Raw genomic sequence first — 20,040 nt, 5'->3', positions numbered from 1 at the left:
GCGTAGCCCCGCGACGAACTTGAGCGCTTATGGAAAAAACTGGAACTGAGCGAGGCGACGTTGACCGCTACGCCGGGGTTGGTATTCCAGTAGTCAGATCCCACCAAAGCCGTACCCTTCCTCAACGATCAGCTGGAGCGCTGTCGTATCGGTACTGTCCGGCGTGGCCGGGGACATCCGCGTCGAGGGCGTAGTCGCTCAACTGCAGTTCCGCAGCCAACCTCGCATACTCCACGGCCGTTGCCGGGTAGAGCATCGAGCCGAATCCCGGCCGGTGCGGCATCCGGTATCGGCCCGTGGAACTGCGGGCATCCACCGGCGGGTGGACACGCAGCGCGGTGCCGTCGCGCTGCTGCGCTTCGCGGGTCACATCCAGCACACGAATGTTCTCCCGCTCGATCGTGGTGATGGCCCGCAGCGCGTAGTCGATGCGTGCGCCCTGGTACAGCAACGCCGAACTGTCACTCACGCCGGGGTGGGGCTCGGGGATGAAAAACAGGTTGGGAAACCCGGCGATGCTGATGCCCTTGTAGCCGTGAACCCCGCCGGCCCACTGCTCGGCCAATCCCCTGCCCTGGCGTCCGACGACCGGGAACGGCAACACCGGGACGGCGGGGTCGCGCCCGGTAGCCAGGATGATGCAGTCGAACTGGTGCTCGACGGCATCGGCGGTTCTGATGCCGGTCTCGCTGATCGTTGCGATCGGCCAGGCCACCAACTCGCAATTGGGCCGTTGCAGCGTCGGGTAGTATTCGTTGGACACCAACAGCGGTCGGTCACCCGGGCGGTAGTCCGGGGTCAGCAGCCGACGCGTCCAGCTGTCGGAGACTTGGTGGCGCAGGTGCGCCCTGGCCAGCTGCTCGATCAGGCTCGTCACGACGTGACGCCGCACCGGCGGCAGGGCCCACGGTTCGTGCGCCCAAAGCAGCGCCCGCTCGGCGGCGGACCGACTCGGCGAGACCGAGGCCAGCAGCCGGTTGCCGAGCATGGCATCCGGGCGGGGCAGGATCCATCGGGCGGTGCGCTGGAACACCTTGAGCCGACGAGCCTGCTTCGCCAGCTCGGGCGTGACCTGCACCGCGGTTGCGCCGGTGCCGATCACGGCGATCCGCTTGTCGGCCAAGTCGCGGCCCGGTTCCCACCGCGCCGTGTGCAGAATCTCGCCGGCGAACCGGTCCAGCCCGCGGATGTCGGGAACGCGTGGGGCCAGCCAGGAACCGGTGGCCAGCACGACCGAACGCCCGGCGAACCGCTCACCGGCGGCGGTGCGCGCAATCCAGTGCCCGCGATCCTCCGCGAAGGCCAACCCGGTGACATCCTGGCCGAAATGCACGCGGCGCTGCATTCGGTGACACTGCGGTCTCGGAAGCAGAGACGGCAGATCGCTTGGTCGCCCCGGCAAGTTGGATCGGTGTGGGGAACAGCTGTCTTGCGGGCTCCGCTCAAGAACCACGACATCGTCGACACCGGCAGCGACAAGGCGGGCCGCCATACTCGATCCACTTGACCCCGCCCCGATGATCAGCACCGCGACCGGCTTGCTCTGGGTGCCGCGCCCCATCGTTTCGCTCATGCGTGTGGTTCGTAGGTCAATGTGCGGACCCACGACGGCTTTTCACCCAACAACCAGCGCGGATAGTGGTCGGACATGCGGACCAGGGGATCGCCGATGAAACGGTGGAATGGATGGTGGCGATCGATGACCATGCTCGCGTAACCCCTCGCGAGCCGATACACCGGGTTACGCGGTGTCGTCGGGCTCCTGTCGCCGACCTCGCTGAACCGTTTGATGGCGCGGTAGAGCTTCTCCTCCTCCAGACCCATTTCGATGATGTTGTCCCGTACACGAGACAGCAGCGGGCCGAACTTCAACAACCCGATCAGCATCGACGGGCGAACCATGGTGGTCACGGTGTTGATCAGCAGACGGCGCAGCCTCGGTGCGCCCAGCAGTTCAAGCAGATGGAAATCGACCGCAAGGTGGCGAGACTCATCAGCGTTGATCTTCGCGAATGTCTGGTGACAAACCGGGTCGGCCACCTCATCGAGCAGGAACTTCACCAGCGCCCCATCCAGCATCACCTCCGCTACCGGGATAAACGTGCCCAATATCGACAACGACATTTTGTCGACATTGCGGTCCATCCAGTCCATGACGAGCCGCATATTGATATTCGGCTCCGGAATCTCATCGCCTTCCCCCAGCATGCCCCAGCGGTGCATCAAAGCCAGCTCGGCGTTGGCGTGACGCTGCTCCTCGGCCTGAAATATCCGGTAGATCTCTTTTAGCGCCGGGTCGGTAACCTTAAGCTCTAATGCCTTGAACCCGCACGCGGCCGATTGCTCTGCCCAGACTATGTCGGTCATGAACTGCTTGAGCGCCACACGCTGCTCATCGGTGATCAACTCCGCCCCGGGAGCATCCCAGTCGATGTCGGCCAGCGCCCACTGCCGATCCTTGATCTTGTCCAGCATCTCGTCGGTGTTGATAGGCATGTCAAACTTCCTTAGTAGTTTCGCCGCCGTCCCCGTACACAGGGGTCGGCGCCTCAGGATTTCTATTTCTCTGTGTCGCCGCAACCGGTGCGGACGCCGTTGGCCCCGGCGGGCTCAACGGTGGCATACGGGAGGGCATCAGTCGACCGAGCCGGCCAACCGCGCGGGTGAACGCAGCCGGCGCCAGCCGCTTGCCCAGCCACATCAGTCGCGCGTCACGTTGGGGCAACACGTGTAGCCGCCCACGCTCGTGGGCGTTCAGACACACCCGGGCCACCTGTTCGGCAGTCCACCCGTACCGGGCCATGGCCGCTTCGGCCAGCGGCAGCAACGCCGCGTCGATCGCCTCCGGGTGGATGATGTTCGTCTTGACGAACGCCGGGCATACCACGCTGACTATCACATTCGTGCCGGACAGCTCGGCGGCGAGCGTCTCCGATAGTGCCAGCACCCCGGCCTTGCTCACGTTGTAGGCGGCCATCCTGGGCACCGGCAAAAAGCTCTCCACTGAGGCGATATTGATGATCCCGCCCCGACCGGCCTGGCGCATCCTGGGCACAAACACCTCACAGCCGTGTATCACACCCCATAGATTCACCGCGATCGTGCGCTCCCAGTCGGTCGTCCGAGCCTGGCCGACCACTTGCCCGCCCACACCGATGCCTGCGTTGTTGACCAGCAGACCCGTCGGCGCGCCGAACCACTGTTCGGCTGAGCGGGCCAGCGCCTCGACATCCCGCAGGTTCGACACATCACAGCAGATCGCATGGCCGCGTCCACCCAACGCCTCCACCAGCTCGGCGGTCTCTTTGGCCGCGGCCTCATCGATATCCGCAACCACCACCCGTCCACCCCGACGGGCCAACTCAAGACAAAAACCCCGGCCGATCCCGCTTCCACCGCCAGTCACCACCGCGTCCGTCAGTCGGAGCTGACCCGAACCCCGTCTGCCTCCCAACGGCCACATCGCCGACATCACCGCCTAACCTTGCTGTGCGATCTGGATGCGTTGGATAACCCAGCTCACGCCACCGATTGTTGTTATTGCGATGCTCGCGGCCGCGTCTCCTGCCCGATGAACCCGCGGACCCTGGCTAGCAGATCGGGATCGCGCACGTCGTCGCGGAAGCGTCGCACCGAGCGCACGAAGAGGTCTTCACCTTCAGGAAATGTTGCGGATGTCATCGCCAGCAGATGACTCATCATGATGTCGGAACTGACGAAGTGACGCGGTAGCGACTCCGGCGGGTAGGAGAAGCGCATCCTGCGGACGGCGAGTTCTTCCCCTTGTGAACTTGGTTCGGGCATCCGGTTATTCTCCATGGTGTCGATCTCCTCTGGTCGGACTTCCCTTGCGCCGTGTCCGGCTGGATCCACCGCGCCCTAGCTGACGAAATCAATGCGCAGCAACGCATCTCAGGCACACCCGATTCAGGTCTGTTTGCGGATGCCGTCGAACATGATTCGCAGAATGGCTGCATTGAGACGCCTCATGTGCTCGGGGCCGCTCTCGTCGGTCGCGCCGTACAGCGCGCTCATCAGCGCCATGCCGTTGATCGCTCGCGCGGTGTGTTCGACATCGAGATCGGCGTGCACGAAGCCTTGCTTGACACCGTGTGCCAGAACCTCGGCCGTCAGGCTGACCATCGACTCCAGCAACCGAAACATTCGGCCGGTAAGCGCAGCGTCCACACCGGTCGATTCCAGCAGTAACAGCCGCGGTATGCGTGGGTCGGCAAAAAATACTTCCGACAACCCATCCGCCAACCGGGCCATGTGAGCCCGGTACTCCTGCAGCGTGCCGGCGGCATCGGATGGATCGAGGGCCAGGACTGTCATGATCCGCGTCACCAGATCGTCAACAACCCGATCGAGGATCTGCCTCTTGTTCTCGAAATAGCGGTAGAACGTACCGTGCCCGATCCCTACCCGGGCGGCGATATCCGCCACCCCCGTGGCGTGGTAACCCCGCTCCCCAAATAGCGCGAAGGCGGCGTCGATGATCTCGCGGCGAAGTTCCTCACGCTGACGCTCAGCGCGAGACAGTGGCTTCGTCATGTCTCGGATGATAACACCGTCACTAACGGAATGTCGAGTCGACTCTTGACATAGACTGGAGAACGGGCGATAAATAGACGGTCTTGTGCGACGTTCCGGGCAGGATGTGGGCATATGGGGCCAGACATGGGGAGACATCAGGTGATGGCAGATGCTGGGTTACGCCTCATACGTCGAGCTACGGCTGCAACTCGAATGAGACGACCAAGATCTCGCCGCCACGAACTCATGGCCCAGCTCAACGTCTCCCACCGACTGGCTAAGAAACGAGTGCTTCCACCACACCTGTTCCGTGCCATATTCTTCAGCCGCGCGAGCTGCGGAATACCGGGACACTGCAGGGACTCGCGCCGTGAGCCCAAGAGAACAAACAGATGCCACTCGACCGACTGACCCTGTGGCCACCCAACGGAGTCAAGGCGACACGGGTCGTCGCTAGCAGCGGAGAGCGAGGGACCAGCGAGGGACCTTTGCCGCTAATTGAGGATGCGCTTGGCACTGGCTTCACGCGGCCGCCGGTGTCAGCCGATGCCAAGTATCGACCGGCAAGACTGCTAGGGGCGGCGGTTAGGGTAACAAGAACGCTATCATACGTCGCTAAAATCCCTGTGCGCAGTGCGTCTACGACCGGTCGCGGTGTGCAGCTCTTCGCAGCCGTGTTGCGCTATACGGTGATTGACGCGATTTCGTTGAGCCTCCCAGTCGGCGAGCTCCTCGTGCAGGCATGGACATTGCTCAAAGTCACAGTAGTGCCAGCTCTGCTGATGGCCGTTCCGTTCGGCGCAATGGTAACGGTTGTGTCGTCGGGATTCGTCAATCAATTGGGGGCAACCTCTCTGCTCGGTGCGGCGAGTGGGGTCGGTGTGGTTCGGCAGGGAGCGCCGATCACCGCGGGGCTGTTGATGGGTGGCGCGGCGGCGTCGGCCATTGCTTCCGACTTCGGAGCGCGCGCGATCCGTGAGGAGCTCGACGCGATGCGGGTAATAGGCGTAGACCCGGTTCGCCGTTTGGTCGTGCCGCGTTTTTTGGCACTATTAATATTATCGCCCGTTCTTTGCATATTCATCGTCACGGCGGGAACTGGGGCCGCATTCATATTGGCGGTGTCAGTCAGCGACATGTCCACTGGAAGTTTCTGGCAATCTTTTGGAACATTCGCGAAGGTGGTGGACGTATGGTTCGCTATCGGCAAGACCATCGTGTTTGCGGCGATTGTGGCGATAGTTTCATCGCTTCGTGGAATGGAGGCAAAGGGTGGTCCGCGCGGTGTCGCTGATGCCGTGAATTCATCGGTAGTGCTCAATGTCGTCGGCATTGTTTTCGCGAACCTCGCGATAACGCAGTTGCAGACGATGTTCTTTCCGATGGAGGTGGCGTAGTGGCTTCCAGTGGTACCGCCGTACCCTCGAAGGATTTCAGCACAAGGTTGATGACACCGTTCGCTTGGGCGATCTCCGAGGTGTTCCGTGCAACCGGGCAGTGGGTGGTATTCATTGCTCAAACGATCTTGTCGCTGCCGCTAACGGTTCGTAAATATCGGCGGCAAACGTTGCAGCAAATGAACAGCTTGGCTTGGGGCCGAGGCTCGCTCATCGTTGACGGCGGGGTGATAAGCGTATTGCTGATTCTCGGTGTGGTCGTGGGCGCCTCGTTGGCCATTGAGGCCTTTGCCGTCTTGAATATTATCGGGTTCGGTGCCGTATCCGGGATTATCGCCGGGGTAGGAGCGGTTCGAGTGATCGGGCCGCTGGTCGGAGGTATCGCGTTCGCCGCACAGACGGGGGCCCGGATGACCGCCGAGATCGGCGCCATGCGCATCTCCGATGAGATCGACGCCCTCGAGGCAATGGGACTTAGGCCGATTCCGTTCGTGGTTGGTACTCGCCTGGTCGGTGGGTTAATGTCTGTGGTCCCGGGGTACCTCGTGACATTAGTAGCGACATTCTTTACAATGGACACAGTCATCCGGGTATTTCACGGTCAACCCGGCGGCACATATAATCACTACTTCGTTGAATTCCTTACACCAAGGGATCTTGGCTATTCTGTAATAAAATTAGCGGTTTACTGTACAGCGGTGACGTTGATCCATTGCTATTACGGGTATGTCGCCACGGGTGGCCCGGTGGGTGTAGGTCAGGCGTCGGGGCGCGCCGTGCGGGCAAGTCTGGTCGCGATCATGGTGCTGGATTTTACAACTACCGTGGCGCTGTGGGGCCTCCAACCCCAGTTCGTGTTCAAAGGTTAGGGTGTGCGGGCGTGCTAATACACGGTTCGGCGGAAGCTGAGAGGCGGACGTTGACCATCGTCGGGACGGCGGTGGTGCTATGTGGTGTCCTCGTCGGGCTGTTAATCGTTTCCCATCCATTCGCTGGCCGTGCGGCTGGCCTAATTTCGGTAGTGATTGACACACCGTATGTCGGGCAGGGAGTCGCCAAAGGAACGCCGGTGGTCATGCACGGGGTTACGGTCGGAGAAGTCACGGCCGTCTCCAGTTTGCCCAGCGGCGGCGTTCGGCTCAATGCTGACCTGCAGAAAAAGCCGGTCGCGGGACTTACTGCGACGATGAATATCGATTTTCGGCCCGTCAACTATTTCGGTGTCACCGGTATTAATCTAATCGCGGGTACCGGTGGCCAACCGCTCCGCGACGGGACGCAGATAAACACGGTGCCGAAGGGAAATTTCACTCTCCAGGCGTTGCTGTCTCGTCTTGGTGAGGAGTCCACTGGCGTGTTGACCCCACAGCTCATTCAGGTGATCGATAAGGCCACTCGCTATACAGACGCGCTCGATCCGCTGATCGAAACGGTATTGATCGCGGGTAATGCCGTCGCCCGCGTGCAAACGGTGAGTACCGAGCGACTCTTAACCAACACGACGGGACTAAGTGTCGCATTTCCGTCGACTTTCGATGCGCTGGTGGGTCTTGCGGATGCTCTCCTAAACAACGATGATACTCTGTGGCATATCGGGAGTGCGGACGTCACCGCCGAAGAATGGGAACAAAAATTCCTGCCAACCCAGAAGGTGGCTACCACAAAGGTCTTGGGTCTTGTGGGCAAGCTGGAGGCGTCACACCTCGGCGATCTGATTTCCGTGGTTGACTCAGTCAACGCGCTGACTGATGTGGTGCCGCCATTGATCAGGCCGGAAGGCTTCGCAAAAATGCTGGCGGAACTGCGTTCCCGATTTGAGAAGATGTACGCCGGCACCCCTGAACAACGTGCTCTTCGAGTCCGGATCGTCCTTGACAGCCTTCCCGGCGTGGCAGGTCCGCTTAGTGCGATGGGGGGCCCCTGATGAAGCCTGCAGCAGCGTTGTGGCGGCTCGGGATAAGTGCGGTCGTCGCGATCATCCTGTTCATCCTGATTGCAAACGCCATTCAGCACCCCGTGGCTGCCCATAAGCGCTTCTACACCGCGGAGTTCACCGACGTATCCGGATTGCATTTGAACGCCGACGTGCGTGTTCGGGGAGTTCGTGTTGGAAACGTTCACCTCGTGCAGCTCAAGCGCCGGGGTGGCCAAAGTATTGGCGAGGTCGGGTTTACGCTCGACGAAAGATATGGTGTGGTGTCTGCCACTCGGCTTGCCGTCAAGTACCAGGCTCTTACCGGCGTGCGGTATGTGGACGTCATCAACCCGGCAGAGGGCTATTCGACCGCCGATCTCGTGACTCATGTGCCCACTGCGATGACGCGACCGTCATTTGACATCACGGCATTATTCAACGGGCTGCAACCTGTGATCGCGACGCTGAGTCCCGAGGAGATAAACACCTTCACAGCAAATGCAGTTTCATACCTGTCCGGCGATGGCGGCGGCTTGGCGCCGATGCTGGACAGCATCCGCAAGCTCACAAGGTTCGTGTCGGACCGCCAGCAAGTCGTGGCAACTTTGATGCACAATCTGTCAGAAGTCGCGAAGTCCATCGGTGGGGATTCAAAAGACGTGACCCAGATAGTGGATTGGATTAACCTACGAATGCTGGATGATCTCCTAGAAAAAGCGCAAGAAGAATTCCGGAAATCTCACCTCTACGGTCCCGGTTTCACGGGTGCCGCTCTTCAATTGTTGGCTAACGTGGGGTTTCCAACCATTCCTGACAGTACTATTCGTTGGCGGCTTGGGCCCGAGGCTGCTCCTGAAATTCCCAGCGACATAGATGCGGCGCTGGATCGTGCGTTTACCAATGTCGACGACTATACCGATGCGTTCAAACTGGTTCCGGTCGTGTGGGAAAATATCCCCGAACCGCCGGCAGCCGGGGCTCCGCTGCCGTGCTCCAAGGGTCGCTTCGAGCTACCAGCGCCAATGGATATCCTGGTGAATGGGCAAAAGGTGGTCTTGTGCAATCGATGAAAGTGCTGCGGAATCCGATTTTGTGGGGTGTTGGGGCGCTTGCCCTCGCGACCGTTTTGGCGCTGGTGGCGGCCGCGCTGTATATCAGCCCTCCGGCGCAGAAAATCGTCACCTTTTACACTGAGGATGCCGCCTCGGTCCGCCCCGGAGACCAGGTACGAATCGCGGGTATCACCGTCGGCAAGGTGAAAGACCTTGCGTTGGAAAGCAACCAGGTGCGGGTAAGAACACAAGTCGAAGACAACGCATTCGTCGGAGATCAATCGCAGATTCAAGTGCAGATGCTCACCGTGGTCGGGGGTTACTACGTGAACATCGTGTCACTGGGTGACACCCCCTTGGGCGCCAAACCTATTCCGGTGCAACGCGTGACTATGCCCTATAACCTTATGCGTACCCTCGCCGATGCGACCAAAATCACCGAAAAAGTTAACCCGACGCCGATCAATCAGTCGCTGGACCAAGTGCAGAAGGGGCTGAGTGGCACCAACGTCGAGTCGCTGTCCGCGATAATCGATGCGGGCAACAGTCTCATGTCAACCATTGAGAAGCAACGCGGACAAGTGTCTGCCATCCTCAATCTATCCGATGAGTACATCAAGACCCTAAGCGATTTCGGTGACGAGCTCAAAGAAGTCGTCCGCAAGAGCTCGATTCTGGAACAGGTGCTTTTTATCTACAGCGAGGGATTTCGTGATGCGCTAGGGTACCTGGGTGAAGTCTTTGACGCGATCACACCGGTGGGTGTCTTTTACGAGAATCATCGCGACGATTTTCTCGAAAAGATTCGCCATTGGCAAGAAAAAGCGCGATATTGGGCGGAGCGCAATGGTGTGACAGGGCGGGCGCTGCGCCTGCTGCGAAGAAAAATCGAACGGGTCCTGGATGCGTACAACGCGCCGCCAGAGCTATTGGCGACCGACCTGTGCATGCCGGTACCGGGGAGTCCGTGCTAGTGGCCGCGTCAGGTTCACGCAGCCTTTGCCGGGCCGCCGTGATCGGCGTGACGGCCGCGGCGGTGGTCGCCGCCGGCTGTTCGTGCATGGCGCGACCCGGGAGTCAGCGCGCCGAATACTGCGCGATCATGCCCGACAGCATTGGGCTGTATGCCGGCAACCCGGTCACCCAGATGGGCTATCAGATCGGCAAAGTCAAGACCATCACCCCGGGTGCACTCGACGTTCGTGTCGATTTCGTCGTGACTGAGCGTCGCCCGTTGCCGCGTAATGTCAAGGCAATTATCAGGTCGACGTCGATCCTCGCCGACCGGTCGCTGGAACTCGTCGGCAACTATGAATCGGGCCCGCAACTGCCCGCGGGCGGATGTATTCCACTCACTCGGTCGTCGACCCCCAAGAGCCTGTCCGAAGTGATCGGGTCGGCGACCGATTTCATCAACTCGATCAACCCCAACGGCTCGACGAATATCGGTGATGTTGTGCGTGAGCTCGATCAGGCGATCCACAATAACGGAACCGGCATCAATCAGTTGCTGACCAGGTCCTCGGCGCTACTCGATAGCCCTGACCAGGCGATCAACGACATCGGTTCCATCATCACGAACCTGGCTCACCTGACTTCAGTACTCAAGGAGATCAGAGGGCCGCTGAAGGAGATCTTGTACGACGCGGTGAAGACCACCCCGGACATTGACGTGGCACTCCTAAATGGAGGACGGGTAGTATTAGGGGTCGCCTGGCTAACCAGCCTGGTTACGGATCTGGAAATAAACCTCGGGCAGGAGATTCAGTTCACCCTCGACGCCGTGGGGTTCTCCCTGAGGAAGCTGAGCGCACACGCCCCCCGGCTTTCGAATCTCCTGAATCCGGTTGCCTGGTGGGTCAACACACTGGCCAACCATTTCAACAATCGGCCCTTCAGCCCGATCCGGTACCGGCCGCCCCTGTATCGAATCCGTACGCCGGATGGGGTCGCGCTGTGCAACATCATGAACGCGTCGATGCGCGGAAGCTGCGCAAACGTACAGGGACAGCCGTACGCGGTTGACGTTGCACTGCTGCAGTACGTACTAAATCAGGCGGCGAAGCGATGAACTGCCGGATGTGGTCGGCCGCAGTGGTCACCGCAAGTGCTGTCGCGGTTTCATCATGTGCATCGATCAATGTCGACGCGCTGCCTCAGCCCGGTAATGCCTATCGCAATGGATACAACATAGTCATTGAGTTCGACAACGTGCTTAATCTGGCCGATCACGCAAAGGTGGTGATGGACGGCACGACAGTCGGAGTCGTCACCAAAGTGGCAGTCACAACGGGTCACGTCGACGTCACCTCGCGTATCGACTCCAACGTCCTGGTGCCGTCGAACATCCATGCCGCCCTGCAGCAAGCCACGGTGCTGGGCGACATCTATGTTGCCCTCAACCGCCCCCAGACCGACCAACCAGCCGTTCGCCCATTAGGTCCGGAGGCCAGAGTCCCGCTAGCGCAAACCACCTCTCCGCCACAGCTGGAGGACACTATCGCGAATCTGGCGAATTTCGTGTCGAGCGGCTCCATCCAACGCGTACAGAACACAATTATCGGCATCAATCGAGTGACGCCGACGGGAGATACGGCACGCCAAATCGCTTCTCGGGTGGCCGCCGACCTTTCTGACCTATCGAAGAACATGGACACGGTCGACGAATGGCTTAAGGGCGTGTCCGGAACGGCTGACGTAATGCATAACCGAATCCCGAACTTCCAGTACTGGTTCTCGCCGAAAGGGATGGAGGGCTTTAACCGTCAGACAACCCTGACAACAACCGTCGCTGAGCTTATTTCTTCTGCCGGCAGCGTCTACGATTCCGGATACTGGCTGGTGCCACTACTGAATTCACTGACCGACGCCCTCGGAGCGATGCAGCGTGACAAACGCGCGTTCGAGGCGGAGGTGCACGCGTGGCGGCCGCTATTTTACGAATACTTTCTCCCGCAAGATAAATATCCGGCGATGAACATCACGTCGATAATTGGGCCCGACGGGCGAGAACTCTCGGGCAATGTCCAAGAGGTGCTACGAATCATAGGGGCGGCACCATGAGGCTACGAGACCTGGCGTCCTTTATCGCTTTCGCAATAATGATTGCGTTTGGAATTGGCTACTTCGGCTCGCTCGGTCTCCGGATCGGGTCGCCTTCCCACCGCACCGATGTCTCCATGAAGGTAGCTGATGTCAATGGTCTCGTCGTCGGATCAAACGTTCTGCTGCGAGGCGTGCCGGTCGGCAAGGTCAGTAATATCGACTCTTCTGTCGACGGGGCAACTGTCGACTTCTATCTCCGTGACCAATTCCACGTTCCCGTTGACAGTGACGTCCGCCTTGAGAATTTATCCGCGCTCGGTGAATCCTATATTGCCCTGATTCCGCGGACTCAAAGCGGACCGAATTTACGTGACGGCCAGCGCATCGCCGCAAAATCGATAATACAGCCGCCATCGATATCCGAGTTGGCGACAAGCGTCGTGCGGGTCCTCAACCAACTTGACCCCGGCGCGCTCGAGCGCGTCGTCAGAGAGGCCGACACCGCACTGCCAGATCCAAAGTCAGCGCTACCCAACCTGTCACGCACTAGCAGGCTGCTGCGAAACACTGCGGCGGATCTGCACGGCCACGGGCAGGAACTGCTTGACAACTTCCAGACACTACTCCGCAACGCCGGGTGGCTTGGCCCCAAGCTCGCTGAACTCACACCTGAGGTCAACAATTTCAACCCACATCTTCGAGGAACCCTGAGCACTTTGCCGTCGATCGTCCATTGGGGTGCGCCGAGAATACTGTATAAATTTGATGATTTCATTGACCGAATTCAAAAATTCTTGGACAACAATGGCGGCGACCTCAAGGTGTTGGGTGAAGCCATCCGGCCACACATCAAGGGAATCGCTGGCGCGTTGCTGAACTTTGACACCGGCCAGATTCTGGCCAACGTGCTGGATGGCCTGCCGGAAGACGGTACGATTACGCTGCATGTCGCCATCCCTGGGAATTAAGCGAACAATTACGATTCTACCCTATCTGGATTTACCGGAACTGAAATTGAAAGAGGTGTGCTTATGAAGGTTAAGGAATCAGACCTGCACGAACCAGATGCGGTCGCAGGCGAACCCGAGATTGATGATGCGGCCCGGCCTGATCCCGCCGAGTCGGCCCGGACTGATCCCGCCGAGTCGGAGGTCGAGGACAAGGCCAACGACGAAAAATCTCCGCGACGACTGCGGCTGTCGATCTCCCTTCGTACGTTGGTGGTTGCTGCGGTAATCGCCGGACTGGCCTGTGCCGTTGGCGTGTTGGCTTGGTTATACGTTGGATCGCAGCACAAACTCGACGTCCAGGCTCGTCAATCCGAAAACAATGCACATGCTGAAAAGGTCGCTCTCGACTACGCGGTAAATGCGGCAGAGATGAATTTCGCAGACCTTAATGCTTGGAAGGTCAAGCTCGTCGCGGGAACTAGCCCCGAACTCAAGGAGAAGCTGAGCAAGGCGGCGACGGAAATGGAACAGATCCTAGTTCCTCTCCAATGGACTTCGACAGCACATCCTCTTGAGGCCAAGGTTCACTCAGACATCGGCGGAGTCTATGTCGTCAACTGTTTTGTCAGCGTTCTCACCAAGACCGTCCAAGCCCCGGACCCGCTGCAGTCCACGGCGACATACAGCGTCACGATCGACAGCAAGAAAAACTGGCAAATTACCGATGTCGGCGGGATTGGCGGCGTGGTAGAGCAGAAGTAAAGTCGCCACAGTGCGGAGGAAACGAGGATTCTGATGCCTAAACGGGCTACTAACCGGACGGTTGAAACTACTTGGCGCTGCTCAAACCCTCCGCCAGGCTGGCTAGTGCGAATCGCGACACTGAGAAGTAACACTGGCGGAGAAAAAGTTCGCCAAGGCGCCATCGTCGCCGCTTTCGCGACGATTGTGTTGTCCGCGGCGGCTGTCGTGATGGGCTCGATATCCCGCGCCGATCCACCCTATGAGCCCTCCCCCGATAGTGATCTAATCCGGCCCTTACCGGTGATCGCGCCGACGCCCTCGAATTGGGCACCGAAGTTTCCGTTTCCCTACGACCAAACTCGGGGAAGTGTCACCGAGGCGGATATCACCGCGGAGCGGGAGATGTGTCAGTGGTACAACGCTCAGTACGAGACACTGAGACGCCAGATCGATAGGTTGCAATTCAACCGGATCACCCCCAATGGGCCGGGTGTCATAAATTTCTCGGGTAGCGACGTTGACTACAGCGTCGGCGACATTCAGCAACAGGTCGACATCGTCACCTCAAACATCGACCAGTCGGTAGACTTCCTCGCCCCGCGCGTCCAGGCGCTCACGCAGGCTCACGACTATGTGGGCGACGTTTACTTTCCGCTTTACGAGGGTGAGAGCTTTTACCTACTGTGGCAGCACCTGTCTAATGTAAGTGCCGGCATCAAAGCCCATCAGCCCGACTGGTTCACAGGTCCATCAGTCCAGAGGGTAAAGCGTTGGGGTACCCGCATTAGCCGATCGCATGTATGCGACTAGGACATATTCCCAACCAAGATGATATTGAGCAAAGTTAACTACAGGCCATTGCGGAGGCTCGATGACTCCTCGCAAGGCGGAGCACCAAGAAGGCGTCGCAAATCACGTCGGCGGGCGTGTTCCGGAGGTGGAAGCCCGCCGACATCCCTGCCACCAACGATCGATCGACTACGCGCAGAACCCGGAGCCTTTTGTGGCGGCGGTCACTCAACACACAGTCTCGGGGTGCGTCGACACGGCCTATCAGGTCGAAAGCCACGTCAGATGTCCACCGAACCTTTCATATTCGAGGCCATGTGATGGTACTTCACCACGTTGCCCATCCGCGTTCGGATCACTGCAGTCAGGCCAGAATCGCTGGGGATCGCTCGCCGGAATCGAAGAGCCGTCGAGCGGCAATGATGCGGTTCTCAATCACCGGCAAGGTGTCTCAAGGCGTCAATCGCAGAATTCACCTCTACCGCCGGTGGTTCGCCGCAGTCGGATCCGCGGTCGGATTAGCGTTCGGCACCGCGGTCCCAGGCCACACCGAACCCCCCGGCGATGCTGCAGCCAGTCCCTTTCCCGACATGGCACACATAACGGCCTGGTACAACCAACTACAGCCGGAAGAATTCTTCACTCCCGACCATCAGCCGCTGGTCGGCGACACCACAGGCCAACAGTATGTCTGGTTCTTGTCACCCTCTGGACTCAACTGCGGTATCTGGTTCTGGGGCAGCTTTGGCTGCACTGGTGATATCCCGGGCGCACCCCCGCGCGACAACCACATCGCTTGGTACAACGGCGACCGCGCGGTACACCATGGCTGGACGGCGGCCATTCAGTTTCCTCCCGGACAAGGGCAGCGAACGCTGCCGCCGCGCAGCTACGTAACTTACAACTCAACGACCTGTGCGGTCACGCCCGACGGGAGCACATACTGCGGACACGGTGAGATTAAGTTCTTGGTCACACAAACAGAGACTTGGTTCAAAGGTTGGGACGACAGGCGGTCTTATGTCTGTAATGCTTACGGATCATGCCCTCCGGGCTGAACTAAGGCGGCTTCGTCGGCTTGAGGATTCCGCATTGCCAGCTTGTTGCGATGGGGATGGGCCGCGTCGAAATGCTCGGCGCCACGACACTTACGGGAGCCAACACGTCGACGGGTCCAATTCACAATGAAAACTTGCTCATTAGATTTCGCATTGGGCGCCAACGGATGTGGCATGGAAATGAGGCTGGCAGATCTGATGAAGCGCCATCAAAAGTTCGGCGGCAACCTACCCTTGAGCCAAATTGGTTCTGATAGTCGCTCTGGTGGGCTCGGCGTTGGAGGACTTGGGCGTCGAAACACGGAGAAAGGTAAGCGATCATGGCCGGTCGCCTGGTGGCTTGCCCGGGCCGCGCATGACGGGTGCGGCAAGCAATGAAGCGATCAGTTAGCTCTCTCGACGGTGATACGTCGACGCCGATGCTTCACGGGCGCCGTCGGGGGATCGCATCGCCGGTGGTTGTCACGGTTCTCGCTGGCGAGCTCTCGCTTGCGTCTTCAGCTCTCGCGGATCCAGCAGCAAACCTCAGAGATGCGTTGGCGCCGGCCCGCAGCGGAACATCATGCGGCCCCTTGCGGTACAACGCGGTTGTCGAGCAGCTGGCCCAGATCATCAACCGACCGACCGACACCTACCTTAACCAGGCCGCAACGCGAGTCCCGATCGTTGACCCGCTAGAGGGGCTGAAAGATGTCGGCCGCGGCGTCGACACAAAAGCTTACCTTCCTCAAGGTGCAGATAAGAGCGAATCTGCCGCGATAAAGGGTGCACTATCGCCGCCTCCGCGTGTTAGCGCTCTCAGCCCTTCCCATGAATTTGACATTGACTACTTCCCGGAGAGCAAATGATTTGTTGCCGATCCATTGCGACCGCGTTGATTAGCGGGGCTATTGCCATAGGGCTCGCCCCCATCGCACGTGCTGACGAGAGCGTGACATATGAGGTCGTCTCGGATTTCGTCCGTGTAGCAGATAATATCGAGTACTATGATGGGTTCACGCGGCAGCTCCGAGAGAATGTTCCACTGCCCTGGCGAACCGACGTGACGATGGCTAACCCACGCAGCTTGTCAACAGACAGCGCGGAAATTCGCGCCGACTGGCGAAGCAGCATCGCGGCTCCCGTGTGGCAGCCCGGTAAGTGGGTCACGGTACGTCTGTATATCGGGAAAACCCTCAGATGCCAGAACACGTTGGATGTGGGCAATGCGGCTTGTTACGGCAGCACGTCCTTCAAATCATGATTCACTACATTTCGTCGCAGGTGTCGACGGAGAGCAATGCTTGAAATCTGTGGATCTGCTTGGGAAGGGGCGTATCTTCCCGAGTGGTCAGTGAAGGTTCCAAGCTCTAGTCTCACCGAGAAGATCCCGTCGGCGCTGCTGGACCGCATGGAGCTGGTGCAGATCGACGGCTATACGGGCTCTTCGATTTTGACCGGGCAATCAGCATGAAATCTGGGTTGCGGCCCGCTGTTTGCGGGTGCAGTGGAATCGTATCCGGCGGGCCGAATTGTCTCGATTCCGGAACCCGCACGCGGCGCGTTTGACCTGCTTGACCAGGCGGTTGTAGCCCTCGGTGCGGGCGTTGGTGATGCCGGTGGCGATGAAGGCGTTGATCTCGGGCCACCAGGTGTCGATGGTGGTGGCCAGGGCCAGCAGCTCCGGGATCTGTGAGTCGATGCACCACGCCAGGAAGCGGTGTAGCCGATGCCGGGTCAGGTGCGGGTCGCCGCCGGCGCGCACGGTGGACAGCAGGGTGCGCAGTTCTTCCTTGGCGATCCACGCCGACAGGATCTGGCCGGTCTCGTCCTCGTCGATAATCGCGTTCCACATCTTGGCGAAGCTCTTGTCCGACAGGCGTTCCCGCGCCCGCAGCAGTCGGCGGCGGTTGGCCCATTCCGGGTCGGTTTTCCGGCCGCGGCGATCGCGCAGATCCCAGGTGACCCGGCGGCGCACCTTCGTCAGTGCATCGTTGCCGAGTTTGACCAGATGGAAGTGATCGACCACGATTGTCGCGTTGGGCAGCAGCCCCGGTGTGCGGACCGCGGTGGCGTAGACCGCGGCCGGGTCGATCGCCACGAACTGCACACCCGCGCGGAACTCGGGGCTGCGTTCGGCCAGCCAGTCGATCACCACGGAGCTGGTGCGGCCCTCACGCTGCCCCAACAGGCCCTGATCACCGGCGAGATCGACGAAGCCGGTGTCCCACGGGTCGACCCGCACCCACCGCCCCGTCTCTCGCAGCGCTGCCAGCGCGGCTTGCCGCGGCGGGTCTCATCAATGCCGAGCACCGTCACCGGCTCGGGCTCGACCAGCAGCGCCTCGGCGTGGGCGACGAACGCGCGGTGCGCGGTCGGCCACGACACGCCATGGGCGTCGGCGACCTCGCAGACCGCCCGGCCGGCGTCGCCGATCGCCGCCCCGATCGCGGTGCGCAACCGCGCCGTGGTGCGCGCCCGCGCCGGGACTTGCTCGATGGCCTCGGTGAACGAGGACTTCTCGCAATAGTCCTCCCGACAGCGCCAGCGGGTCTTGCGCCAGCGCACCACGATGTCGTCGTGACCATAGGGAATGTCCTTCGGCGAGGTCGTCGCATGCTCCTTGACTGAGCTGGACACCACCCCGCATTCCGGGCACGCCGCCGCGGCTTCGTCGGCCGTGACCACGTGCACCACCCGGGTCCCGTCGGCGCGCCGCTCGACACGCTCCACCCGTACTCCTGGCAGCCCAAACAACAATGTCGTACCGTCAGACACGGCCCTCGGTGTCCTTCCTCCGCCTGAAATGTCGCAACTTCAGACTTCGGAAGGCCGAGGGCCTCCACATGCAACGACACGCCCTATGAGAGCGAAATCACAACTGCCCGTTTAAAATTCAAGAGCCGCTATACGAAGACCACAAGGTTGGCCATCGCCCGCGACTTCTTGCTGCCCGGCAGCGGGAACGGGCAGGGCTAACGGCTGAAGGGCTAACGGCTGAGGAAGTCACGGTGACCGAGGCGGCGCTGCGCAAGATCGCCGCCGACTACAACCCGAGCCGGGCGTGCAACAGTTCGAGCGGCTGCTGGCCAAGGCGCTGCGCAAAAGTCACGACAAAGATGGCCGACGATGCTTCGCCGGTGACCATTGACGAGCCCGACCTCGGCGGCTACCTGGGCCGGTGGCGGTTCATCCCGGAACGGCTGTCGCTGCACACTCTGGCAGCGCTGTGCGACATTCTCGACTGCACGCCGTCGGACCTGATCGAGCCGGTGGTCGAAGCCAGATCCGGCACCAAACGCGCCGTCGGCACGAAACCGATGCCGGCGCAGGAGATTCCACGCGATCTTCGGCCGAAGCGGACTCGCATCGTCGCCGACCCGGAGGAGCCGCGGTGAGCACCGGCGCCGCCCGGTTGTGCGGTCGGTGCGCGCGGGTGCGACCCATCACCAAGCGGGTCGGCCCGGACGGTGCCGCCATCTGCTCGAGCTGCTGTCGGCCACCCACCGCTATCTGCACGGCCTGCGGCGAGGAACGCCCCTGCAACGGTGTCGCGGCCGGTCACCCGGTGTGCACCCGTTGCCGCGCCCCGCAGCACCACCCTCTGCGCGCACTGCGGTCACACCCGGCCGCCGACCGCCCGCTAGCCGGAGGGCCCGGTCTGCGACCCCTGCTACACCGCCGCGCTGCGCCGCACCGGCAACTGCGCCGCATGCGGGCATCATCGGCGACTGGTCGCGCCCACGAGCCCTGCGGCGACCACCTGCGGCGACTGCTCCGGCCGCGGACCCGTCGGGCACGTCTGCAGCGGATGCGGTGTCGAGGACAAGCTGTTCACCCGCGGCTACTGCGCCCGATGCACCCTGGCGCGCACGCACTGACGAGTTACTGAACGACCACACTGGACGCGTGCCGATCGAGCTCTCCGCGATCCGCGATGCCATTGTGGCCACCAGCGACCCATTGACCGCGATCAACTGGCTACGCAAGGGTGCGGCCGCCGCCATCCTCGCCGCGATCACGCGCGGCGAGATGTCGGTGTCTCACGAAGCGCTCGACGCCCAACCCCAGGACTCCAGACATGGTGTCCGCGTTCAGTTTAGAAATCTGTTTTCTAACAACTGATTTCGCCACTTTGTCCGGGATGGGCGCAGTCCAGACGCTCAATAATAGATAGAGCTATTTGGTGAGGTAATAGGGGCGGGACGCCAGAAGCTACCACGTCATCCTGCGCTACGGCATCAAATCCCACCGATCACCGCACCCCGATTACTGAGCTATGTCAGGAGTCCTGAACCCAGCCGACGCTCCGCGGACTACCTGCGGGCGATGCTCATCGCCCACGGCGCTCTGCCGCCCCGCGACGAACCACTTGCCCGCCTCGAGCGCGCCGTCACCGAACTGTTCGCGCAGGTTGCCAACACCGACGACCGGACTGGTTGAAGTACGCCGCAGCGATCGTTCGCGACAAAGCCAAATCACCCGTCGCGACGCCCCGGTGAGCCCCCCACCCGCAACAGCATTCGACATCATCTAGTCTAGGGAACCTTGGTCGTTAGCCGCTTGAGGATCGAC

Annotated in this window: 19 protein-coding genes and 1 pseudogene; 13 read left to right on the top strand and 7 right to left on the bottom strand. The window is 60.7% G+C overall.

Annotation, left to right across the window (positions count from 1 at the left end; translation table 11 throughout):
• Positions 1 to 121: 121 nt before the first annotated feature.
• From MFM001_RS23225 to MFM001_RS23205, 5 genes are all read right to left on the bottom strand, one after another.
• Entirely contained in the window at positions 122 to 1,561 is a 1,440-nt protein-coding gene (locus MFM001_RS23225; protein WP_255422504.1) for an NAD(P)/FAD-dependent oxidoreductase, read from the bottom strand.
• A gap of 8 nt (positions 1,562 to 1,569) precedes the next feature.
• Positions 1,570 to 2,496, bottom strand: a complete 927-nt coding sequence (locus MFM001_RS23220) for a ferritin-like domain-containing protein (protein ID WP_116377606.1) — start codon at positions 2,494 to 2,496, stop codon at positions 1,570 to 1,572.
• A gap of 1 nt (position 2,497) precedes the next feature.
• Entirely contained in the window at positions 2,498 to 3,463 is a 966-nt protein-coding gene (locus MFM001_RS23215; RefSeq protein ID WP_116377605.1) for an SDR family oxidoreductase, read from the bottom strand.
• Positions 3,464 to 3,537: 74 nt separating this feature from the next.
• Positions 3,538 to 3,804 (bottom strand): metal-dependent hydrolase, encoded by a 267-nt coding sequence (locus MFM001_RS25025; protein WP_238159362.1) that lies wholly within the window; start codon positions 3,802 to 3,804, stop codon positions 3,538 to 3,540.
• Between the two features lie 123 nt (positions 3,805 to 3,927).
• Entirely contained in the window at positions 3,928 to 4,554 is a 627-nt protein-coding gene (locus MFM001_RS23205) for a TetR/AcrR family transcriptional regulator (protein ID WP_116377604.1), read from the bottom strand.
• 551 nt (positions 4,555 to 5,105) lie between these two features.
• On the opposite strand from MFM001_RS23205, the gene MFM001_RS23200 reads away from it, so the two are divergent.
• The 10 genes from MFM001_RS23200 (at position 5,106) to MFM001_RS23155 (ending at position 14,449) form a co-directional block, all read left to right on the top strand.
• On the top strand, positions 5,106 to 5,933 hold the full coding sequence (locus MFM001_RS23200) for an ABC transporter permease (protein ID WP_371685615.1): 828 nt from the start codon (positions 5,106 to 5,108) through the stop codon (positions 5,931 to 5,933).
• Between the two features lie 50 nt (positions 5,934 to 5,983).
• Positions 5,984 to 6,802, top strand: a complete 819-nt coding sequence (locus MFM001_RS23195; RefSeq protein WP_116377626.1) for an ABC transporter permease — start codon at positions 5,984 to 5,986, stop codon at positions 6,800 to 6,802.
• A 50-nt stretch (positions 6,803 to 6,852) separates the two neighbouring features.
• Positions 6,853 to 7,857, top strand: a complete 1,005-nt coding sequence (locus tag MFM001_RS23190) for an MlaD family protein (RefSeq protein ID WP_238159361.1) — start codon at positions 6,853 to 6,855, stop codon at positions 7,855 to 7,857.
• Positions 7,854 to 8,918, top strand: coding sequence for an MlaD family protein (locus tag MFM001_RS23185; RefSeq protein ID WP_116377602.1), 1,065 nt, complete (start codon positions 7,854 to 7,856; stop codon positions 8,916 to 8,918). Before MFM001_RS23190 ends, MFM001_RS23185 begins: the two co-directional genes overlap by 4 nt.
• Positions 8,915 to 9,874, top strand: a complete 960-nt coding sequence (locus MFM001_RS23180; protein WP_116377601.1) for an MlaD family protein — start codon at positions 8,915 to 8,917, stop codon at positions 9,872 to 9,874. The genes MFM001_RS23185 and MFM001_RS23180 overlap by 4 nt, the downstream gene beginning before the upstream one ends.
• On the top strand, positions 9,874 to 10,971 hold the full coding sequence (locus tag MFM001_RS23175) for an MlaD family protein (RefSeq protein WP_371685613.1): 1,098 nt from the start codon (positions 9,874 to 9,876) through the stop codon (positions 10,969 to 10,971). The genes MFM001_RS23180 and MFM001_RS23175 overlap by 1 nt, the downstream gene beginning before the upstream one ends.
• Entirely contained in the window at positions 10,968 to 11,963 is a 996-nt protein-coding gene (locus MFM001_RS23170) for an MlaD family protein (RefSeq protein ID WP_238159359.1), read from the top strand. The genes MFM001_RS23175 and MFM001_RS23170 overlap by 4 nt, the downstream gene beginning before the upstream one ends.
• The gene (locus MFM001_RS23165; RefSeq protein ID WP_116377600.1) at positions 11,960 to 12,913 is read left to right on the top strand and encodes an MlaD family protein; all 954 of its coding nucleotides are present in this window, start codon (positions 11,960 to 11,962) and stop codon (positions 12,911 to 12,913) included. Before MFM001_RS23170 ends, MFM001_RS23165 begins: the two co-directional genes overlap by 4 nt.
• Positions 12,914 to 12,976: 63 nt before the next feature.
• Entirely contained in the window at positions 12,977 to 13,657 is a 681-nt protein-coding gene (locus tag MFM001_RS23160; protein ID WP_238159358.1) for a hypothetical protein, read from the top strand.
• Positions 13,658 to 13,867: 210 nt separating this feature from the next.
• Positions 13,868 to 14,449 (top strand): hypothetical protein, encoded by a 582-nt coding sequence (locus tag MFM001_RS23155; protein ID WP_116377621.1) that lies wholly within the window; start codon positions 13,868 to 13,870, stop codon positions 14,447 to 14,449.
• Positions 14,450 to 16,930: 2,481 nt separating this feature from the next.
• Here MFM001_RS23155 and MFM001_RS25020 read toward each other — a convergent pair.
• Complete coding sequence (locus tag MFM001_RS25020) at positions 16,931 to 17,710, bottom strand: transposase (protein ID WP_238159356.1); 780 nt, start codon at positions 17,708 to 17,710, stop codon at positions 16,931 to 16,933.
• Positions 17,617 to 18,198 (bottom strand): transposase family protein, encoded by a 582-nt coding sequence (locus MFM001_RS25015; RefSeq protein WP_238159355.1) that lies wholly within the window; start codon positions 18,196 to 18,198, stop codon positions 17,617 to 17,619. Before MFM001_RS25015 ends, MFM001_RS25020 begins: the two co-directional genes overlap by 94 nt.
• A gap of 192 nt (positions 18,199 to 18,390) precedes the next feature.
• Between MFM001_RS25015 and MFM001_RS25010 the strand changes: the two are divergent.
• The 3 genes and pseudogenes from MFM001_RS25010 to MFM001_RS23135 form a co-directional block, all read left to right on the top strand.
• Positions 18,391 to 18,665: pseudogene (locus tag MFM001_RS25010) on the top strand (endopeptidase La); the annotation flags it as partial.
• Positions 18,639 to 18,863 carry a helix-turn-helix domain-containing protein gene (locus MFM001_RS25260; protein WP_371685614.1) on the top strand — a complete coding sequence of 75 codons (225 nt, stop codon included), beginning with the start codon at positions 18,639 to 18,641 and terminating at the stop codon, positions 18,861 to 18,863. The pseudogene MFM001_RS25010 and the gene MFM001_RS25260, both read left to right, overlap by 27 nt.
• Positions 18,864 to 19,374: 511 nt before the next feature.
• The gene (locus MFM001_RS23135) at positions 19,375 to 19,590 is read left to right on the top strand and encodes a hypothetical protein (RefSeq protein ID WP_116377599.1); all 216 of its coding nucleotides are present in this window, start codon (positions 19,375 to 19,377) and stop codon (positions 19,588 to 19,590) included.
• Positions 19,591 to 20,040: the final 450 nt, after the last annotated feature.

This window comes from Mycobacterium sp. MFM001, assembly GCF_003402475.1.
Classification (GTDB): domain Bacteria; phylum Actinomycetota; class Actinomycetes; order Mycobacteriales; family Mycobacteriaceae; genus Mycobacterium.
The sequence above is the reverse complement of the archived record's forward strand: the minus strand, read 5'-3'. Positions and strand labels throughout refer to the sequence as shown.